Source organism: Polaromonas sp. P1_G2 (assembly GCF_056405515.1).
In genome coordinates, this window is sequence record NZ_JBFUBY010000209.1 from 1 (window position 1) to 7,340 (window position 7,340).

At 62.9% G+C, this 7,340-nt stretch carries 8 protein-coding genes; 5 read left to right on the plus strand and 3 right to left on the minus strand.

The genetic code is table 11. The features are described from left to right. From AC1D0P_RS18575 to AC1D0P_RS18595, 5 genes are all read left to right on the plus strand, one after another. A partial coding sequence (locus tag AC1D0P_RS18575; protein ID WP_477678102.1) for a zinc-binding dehydrogenase occupies positions 1–709 on the plus strand: 709 nt, incomplete at its 5' end. 112 nt (positions 710–821) lie between these two features. Further along, positions 822–1,694: an S-formylglutathione hydrolase gene (fghA, locus tag AC1D0P_RS18580; RefSeq protein WP_477678103.1), complete on the plus strand. Its 873-nt coding sequence runs from the start codon at positions 822–824 to the stop codon at positions 1,692–1,694. Positions 1,695–1,738: 44 nt separating this feature from the next. Then, a complete protein-coding gene (locus AC1D0P_RS18585) occupies positions 1,739–3,418 on the plus strand; it encodes a phosphoethanolamine transferase (protein WP_477678104.1) in 1,680 nt (559 codons plus the stop codon). A 130-nt stretch (positions 3,419–3,548) separates the two neighbouring features. Then, positions 3,549–4,331, plus strand: a complete 783-nt coding sequence (locus AC1D0P_RS18590) for a transporter substrate-binding domain-containing protein (RefSeq protein ID WP_477678105.1) — start codon at positions 3,549–3,551, stop codon at positions 4,329–4,331. A 99-nt stretch (positions 4,332–4,430) separates the two neighbouring features. Next, complete coding sequence (locus AC1D0P_RS18595) at positions 4,431–5,099, plus strand: amino acid ABC transporter permease (protein WP_477678106.1); 669 nt, start codon at positions 4,431–4,433, stop codon at positions 5,097–5,099. A 127-nt stretch (positions 5,100–5,226) separates the two neighbouring features. Here the strand turns inward: AC1D0P_RS18595 and AC1D0P_RS18600 are convergent, their stop codons facing one another. From AC1D0P_RS18600 to AC1D0P_RS18610, 3 genes are all read right to left on the minus strand, one after another. Continuing rightward, positions 5,227–5,658, minus strand: coding sequence for a GNAT family N-acetyltransferase (locus AC1D0P_RS18600; RefSeq protein WP_477678107.1), 432 nt, complete (start codon positions 5,656–5,658; stop codon positions 5,227–5,229). A gap of 37 nt (positions 5,659–5,695) precedes the next feature. Then, entirely contained in the window at positions 5,696–6,784 is a 1,089-nt protein-coding gene (locus AC1D0P_RS18605) for a PA0069 family radical SAM protein (protein WP_477678108.1), read from the minus strand. A gap of 314 nt (positions 6,785–7,098) precedes the next feature. Continuing rightward, the coding region (locus tag AC1D0P_RS18610; protein WP_477678109.1) for a hypothetical protein at positions 7,099–7,340 on the minus strand (242 nt) is incomplete at its 5' end.

A 7,340-nucleotide genomic window follows, 5' to 3' on the forward strand; every position in this document is an offset into this window, starting at 1 on the left:
CCATTACATGGGCACCTCCACCTTCAGCAACTACACCGTCGCGCCCGAAATCTCGCTGGCGAAAATCCGTGAAGACGCGCCCTTCGACAAGGTCTGCTACATCGGCTGCGGCGTGACCACCGGCATAGGCGCGGTACTCTTCACCGCCAAGGTCGAAGCCGGCGCCAACGTCGTGGTCTTCGGCCTGGGCGGCATCGGCCTCAACGTCATCCAGGGCGCGAAGATGGTGGGCGCCGACAAGATCATCGGCGTGGACATCAACCCCGCGCGCCAGGAGATGGCACGCAAGTTCGGCATGACGCATTTCATCAACCCGAAAGAGACCGAGAACGTGGTCGATGCCATCGTGCAGCTGACCGACGGCGGCGCCGACTACAGCTTTGAATGCATAGGCAACACCAAGGTGATGCGCCAGGCGCTGGAATGCACGCACAAGGGCTGGGGCCGCAGCATCATCATCGGCGTGGCCGAAGCCGGCGCCGAGATCAGCACCCGGCCCTTCCAGCTTGTCACCGGCCGAAAATGGGAAGGCTCGGCCTTCGGYGGCGCSCGCGGCCGCACCGAYGTGCCCAAGATCGTCGAYTGGTACATGGAWGGCAAGATCAACATCGACGACCTGATCACSCACACCATGCCGCTYGARGACATCAACAAGGGTTTCGATCTCATGAAAAGCGGAGAGTCCATCCGCGGTGTCGTCTTGTATTAACGTGGGCCCCCACGCTTTTCACTTCGTGTAATGCGCTGCCCCCCGAGGGGGCGCTGCGCCTGCGGCCCGGCAAAGCCGGTTCCGCGGCCCCTGCTTGAACAGAAAGATATCCATGACCACAGCCCCGGAAGTTCTCAGCGAACACGGCTGCTTCGGCGGCCTGCAACGCTTTTACCAGCACGACTCGCGCGAGATCGGCCTGCCCATGCGCTTTTCGGTGTACCTTCCGCCGCAGGCCACGGCCGGCAACGAGGTGCCTGCGCTGATCTACCTTGCGGGCCTGACCTGCAACGAAGAGACTTTCATGACCAAGGCCGGCGCACAGCGGCTGGCCGCCGAACTCGGTCTGGCACTGGTTGCGCCCGACACCAGCCCGCGCGGCGCCAAGGTTCCGGGTGAAACCGACAGCTGGGACTTCGGCGTGGGCGCCGGTTTCTACCTCGATGCCACACAAGCCCCATGGTCACGGCACTACCGCATGGAAACCTACCTCACTGGGGAGTTGCTGCCGCTGCTGGCGGACGCGCTGCCGATCGATACAAGCCGCATCGGCATCTTCGGCCATTCGATGGGCGGCCATGGCGCGCTGACACTCGCGCTCAGGCATCCGGATCTTTTCAAGTCTGTCTCGGCCTTCGCGCCCATCTGCGCGCCCAGCCGGTGCCCCTGGGGACACAAGGCGTTCAGCGGCTACCTGGGAAGCGATGAGTCGCAGTGGCTTGAGCACGACGCCACCGCCCTGATGGCCCTCATGCCCGCGGCGCCCTACCCTGGCGGCATACGCATAGACCAGGGCCTGGCCGACAAATTCCTCGCCGAACAGCTGCACCCCGAGCTGTTTGAGGCCGCATGCGCCAAGGCCGGCCAGCCGCTGGCGCTGCACCGCCATGCGGGCTACGACCACGGCTACTACTTCATCGAGAGCTTCATGGCCGAACACCTGCGCCACCATGCGCGGCAAATGGGCCTCGCCGCCGCAGCTTGAGGCCATAAGCCCACCCTAAGGCACGGCAAATACAATGCAGCGCTATGCCGCTGCAACCCGCGCCCACCTCCCAGCCTCTCACCTCCCCCAGCCAAAACAGCCACGGCATGCGGCCGTTGTGGCTGGTGGTGCTGGCAAGCGTCTGGATCGCCACGGTGTGCAATGTGGCGCTGTGGCGCGAACTGGCCCGCCTGCCCGGCCTGAGCGCCGGCCAGGTCGCCGTCATCAGCGTCGCCCTGGTGCTGGTGATCGCGCTGGCTACCACCGCGTTGCTAAGCCTGCTGGCCTGGCGCTGGACACTCAAGCCGGCCATCACCCTCTTCCTGCTCTCGGCCGCTTTCGGCGCCTATTTCATGATGGCCTACGGCGTAGTCATCGACAAGACCATGATGGTCAACACCCTGCAGACCGACGTGCGCGAGACCCGCGACCTGCTGAACTGGCGCCTGCTGGCCACAGTGCTGGTGCTGGCGGTGCTGCCGCTGGTGCTGCTGTGGCGGCAGAAGATCAGGCGCGCCAGCGCCGCGCGGCAACTACTCGGCAACTTCGCCACGCTGGCCGGCGCGTGCGTGCTGCTGGTGCTGGTGATGTTTTTGTTCTTCCAGAGCATCGCCTCGGTCATGCGCAACTACACCCATGTGCGCTACCTGATCAATCCGCTCAACTCTTTTTACGCGCTGGGTTCCATCGCGGCAAAGCCCTTCCAGCGCGATGAATCCGTGGTGCTGCCGCTGGGGGAGGACGCGAAGCTGGGCGCCAGCTACACGGCGCAAAACAAACCGCCGCTGCTGCTGCTGGTGCTGGGCGAGACGGCGCGCAGCGGCAACTTCTCGCTCAACGGCTACGGCCGGCCCACCAACCCGCTGCTGGCCAAAGAAAACGTCGCGAGCCAGCGCAACGCCTGGTCTTGCGGCACCAGCACGGCGGCCTCGGTGCCCTGCATGTTCTCCAACTTCGGCCGCGAAGCCTACGACTCACGGCCCGCCAATTACGAAGGCCTGCTCGACGTGCTGCAACGCGCCGGCCTGGCCGTGCTCTGGATAGACAACCAGTCGGGCTGCAAGGGCGTGTGCGACCGCGTGCCCAGCGTCAACACGGTGCAGCTCCAGGTGCCGGGCCTGTGCGACAGCGGTGACTGTTTTGATGAAGTGATGCTGCACGGCATCAACGAGCGCATTGCCGCGCTGCCGGCCGAGCGGCGCGCCAAAGGCGTGGTGGTGGTGATGCACCAGATGGGCGGCCACGGCCCGGCCTATTTCAAACGCTCACCGCAGGCCTCCAAAAAATTCCTGCCCGAGTGCACCGACAACGCGCTGCAAAGCTGCAGCCGTGAAGGCCTGCTCAATGCCTACGACAACAGCATCGTCTACACCGACCAGCTGCTGGCCTCGTCCATCCAGTGGCTCAAGGCGCAGGAAGCGCACAGCGCGCCCGCCCTGCTTTACCTGGCGGACCACGGCGAATCACTGGGCGAGAACAACCTCTACCTGCACGGCATGCCCTACGGCATCGCGCCCGACGTGCAAAAACGCGTGCCCTGGATCACCTGGCTGTCGCCCGGCTTCGAGCAACGCGGCAAGCTGACGACAGCCTGCCTCAAGCAGCAGCTCGATGTGCCCGTGAGCCACGACAACTACTTCCACTCGGTGCTGGGCCTGATGAATGTGCAGACCGGCGTCTACAAGCCCGCGCTCGACATCTACGCCCACTGCGCCAAGCCCTGAGCTCTGAAGCCCGGCCGGGAGCACCCGGATGCGACGTAGGGCTTTTTTGGGGCGGCATGCACCAGCATGGCGAACGGATTTAATATTCAACCCGCATCTCAATAACAACTCTCTTATGCAAGGGCTGAATATGAATATCCGCAAGGCTCTGGCCTCCACGCTCCTTCTCACACTCGCTTTCAGCGCCGGCGCAGCCGACCTGCTGGACACCGTCAAGCAGCGCGGCACGCTCAAGGTGGCGCTTGAAGGCACCTATCCTCCGTTCAATTACAAGGAAGGCGGCCAGCTCGCCGGCTTTGAAGTGGAACTGGCCAATGCCCTGGCGCAAAAGCTCGGTGTGAAGGCCGAGTTCTCGACCAGCGAGTGGAGCGCCATCCTGGCCGGCCTGCAAGCTGGCAAATACGACGTGGTCATCAACCAGGTCGGCATCACCGACAAGCGCAAGGAGACCTTTGATTTCTCCGAGCCTTACACCATCTCCGCCCCGCAGCTGATCATCCGCAAGGATGAAAAACGCGAGTTCAAGTCGCTGGCCGACCTCAAGGGCAAGAAGCTGGGCCTTGGCCAGGGCACCAACTACGCCGATATCGCCAAAAAAGTGGGCGGCATCGACGTCAAGACCTACCCCGGCGCGCAAGAGTACCTGCAGGACCTGGCCCTGGGCCGCATCGACGCGGCGCTCAATGACAGCCTGCTGATTCCCTACATCGTCAAKCAGACCAAGCTGCCGCTCAAGCCCGGCGCGCCTGTCGGCGAGCTCGAAAAATCCGGCATCCCCTTCGTCAAGAACAACCCCAAGTTCAAGGCCGCCATCGACAAGGCGCTGGCCGACCTGCAGGCCGACGGCAGCTTCGCCAAAATCTCCAACAAGTGGTTTGACCGCGACGTGAGCAAGCCGCCTGTCGCAAAGTAACTCAGGCAATCGAAGTAACATTCGACCAGCCGCGCGCCATCCTTCGGCGCCTGAAACAACCCCGGCTCTCTGCCGGGGTTTTTATTTGTGGAGACCCTTATGGACTTGTCCGGCTTGACCTCCCTGTTGCGCGATGCCTTGCCCCTCATGCTCAAAGGCGCGGCATGGACGCTGCTGCTGGCGGTGGCGTCTGTTTTCTTCGGCGCCGTCATCGGCACGATTGTGGCCGTCACCCGGCTGGCCAAGGTGCCCGGACTCTCGCAGTTCGCGACCCTGTATGTCAGCTGCATGCGCGGCACGCCGCTGCTGGTGCAGCTCTTCGTCATCTACTTCGGCTTGCCCAGCATAGGCATACAGTTCGACCCGATCAGCGCCGGCATCCTGGGCCTGAGCCTCAACGTCGGTGCCTACCTGTCTGAAACGATACGCGGCGCCATCAACGGCGTGGAACACGGCCAGTGGAACGCGGCCCGCAGCCTGGGCCTCACGCAAGCGCAAACGCTGCGCTATGTGATCGGCCCGCAGGCCCTGAGGCTGGCCGTGCCCAGCCTCTCCAACAGCCTGATCAGCCTGATCAAGGACACCTCGCTGGTCTCGGTGATCGCCGTGGGTGAGTTGATGCTGGCGACCAAGGAAGTGATCGCCACCACCTTCCAGCCCTTTCCGCTCTACCTCGCGGCCGCGGGGATTTATTGGGCCATGAGTGCATCGTTTGAGACGCTGCAGAAGAAGCTTGAGATACGCTTGAACCGCAGTTATTTGCGTTAGGAGCCGCTCAAAAAACCCTCCTGGCGTTGTTGCGCCGCCTTGCCGTGCTGTAGCACTGTCTGCGGCGACGCGCCTAGCCAGGACCGCTTCGCTGGGTTTTATGAACGGCTCAGGGACGGTCACCGTTTCAGTTGTCGCCGATCAAACCGTTTTTCATCGCCTGCTCCTGGTTCGCAAAAATCGCCATCGCGGTCAACATGCGCCGAAAGCCCAGCTTGCGGTAAAACGGCTCCTTGCCGGCTACCGCATACAGGATGATTTTCTTGTGCCCCCTGGACAGGCTGACCAGCTTGGCCACAATGTCCTTGCCCAGGCCTACGCCCTGGTGATCAGGATGCACCGCGATATCGCAGATGTAAGAGCAGTCCATGCCGTCGGCCAGTGCACGGCCGGCGCCAATGAGTTTGCCACCCTCATACACAAAACATTTGAACAGGCTGTTGGAGAACACGACTTTGAGGTCCGCCGGTTTCTTCTCGCCCAGCGGCGCGATCCGGTACAGATGAGACAAAGCATCCCAGTCCATGTCGTCCGATGAATGTTTCCAGTCGAATGCCACACTGAACTCCTTGTAGAACACGGCTTGCACTATACGTTTAGAACAGGCTGCCCTGCCCCGCGGCACCCGGCGGCCTGAAGCGGCTCAAATCCAGCTCGACTCGCTGGCGGTTAAAGCCCAGCCGGTTGCAGCATTTTTCAAAGCGCTGCTTGATCAGGTCGGACCACAGGCCATAGCCCTTCATTCGCGAGGCAAAGTCGCTGTCGTAATCCTTGCCACCGCGCATCTCGTGAATGCGCGCCATGATGCGCGCGGCACGCTGCGGGTAATGCAATTCCAGCCATTCCTTGAAGATGGGTGCCACCTCCCAGGGCAAGCGGATCACCGTGTAAAACGCTGAACGCGCGCCGGCCTCCCAGGCCGCCTCCAGCACCTGCTCCATATCCTCGGTCACAAAAGGAATCTGCGGCGCCACGCTCACGCCCACAGGCACGCCGTGCTCGGCCATGGCGCGGATGGTGCGCAGCCGCCGGTGCGGCGCGGCGGCGCGGGGCTCCAGCTTACGCGCGAGCTCGCCGTCCAGCGTGGTGATGGTCACGTAGACCGCCGCCAGCTTGTCTGCCGCCAGCGGCGCGATCAGGTCCAGGTCGCGCTCCACGCCGCTGGACTTGGTGATCAGCGAAAACGGATGGCTGACGTCGCGCATCACCTCGATCACGCCGCGCGTCAGGCGCAGTTCGCGTTCTGCGGGCTGATAACAATCTGTCGCCGAGCCGATATTGAGCAGCTGCGGTACATAGCTGCGCTTGCGCAAGTCGGCGCGCAGCACCTCGGCGACATTGCGCTTGGCGATGATCTTCGTTTCAAAGTCCAGCCCGGGCGAAAGATTCAGGTAGCTGTGCGTGGGCCGCGCATAGCAGTACACGCAGCCATGCTCACAGCCCCGATAGGGATTGATGCTGTAGTCGAAAAAAATGTCGGGCGAGTCATTACGCACGATGGCGCTGCGGGCATCCTCCATCGTGACGGTGGTTTCGATCCGGGGCACTTCGCCCGCCGCGCCTYCCTCCAGCGTGCCCCAGCCGTCGTCCCACGCGCTGCGCACGTCTTTTTCAAACCGGTGGGCCATGCGCGTGGCCGTGCCGCGGCCTTTGATGGCATGGATGGGAATGATGGCGTCGGACATGAGGGGGAGCCGGTGGTATTGGCGAAGAGCCCGTGAGATACTGTATATACATCCAGTATAAACACGCAATCCACCGGGATCAACACCCAAAATCAACACCCCAAAGGCCCGCCTCGCCGGGAGGCTGTTGCAAGGGTTTTCAGTGAAAATTTTTATGTGTCAAATCGGCCTCTAGCCAAATATACATATAGACTAGAAGCTACCAATTTGATAGCAAACGGAAAATCTTCCCGTGCGCTTCGGCTTCAACGCAATTCAGCGCAGCCAGCATAGGCCAGCCAAGCCGCCGGGGGCATTGACGCCCCCGTACCCACTCAACCCAAGCGGAGCAGCCCCTCCTGCAGGCTGGCCGTCGAATGCAGCGCTTGCGCCTGCGCGCCAAACTGCGCGTTTGTCAGCACCTCCTGTGCCTTGCCCAGCCCGATGCCGGCCAAGGTGCCGTTGGCGCCGTACTGGTAGGCCAGGTCCCCGCCCAGCGCTTCGCTGTCGCTGCCAGCCAGGTGGAACTGCGTCAGGCTGTTGCTCAGCGACCAGCTGCTCAGGCCCGGCGTAGCGC

Excerpts from the sequence above, each read along its gene's own strand:
- fghA (WP_477678103.1), top strand. The coding sequence starts at position 822 with ATGACCACAGCCCCGGAAGTTCTCAGCGAACACGGCTGCTTCGGCGGC.
- AC1D0P_RS18585 (WP_477678104.1), top strand. The coding sequence starts at position 1,739 with ATGCCGCTGCAACCCGCGCCCACCTCCCAGCCTCTCACCTCCCCCAGC.
- AC1D0P_RS18595 (WP_477678106.1), top strand. The coding sequence starts at position 4,431 with ATGGACTTGTCCGGCTTGACCTCCCTGTTGCGCGATGCCTTGCCCCTC.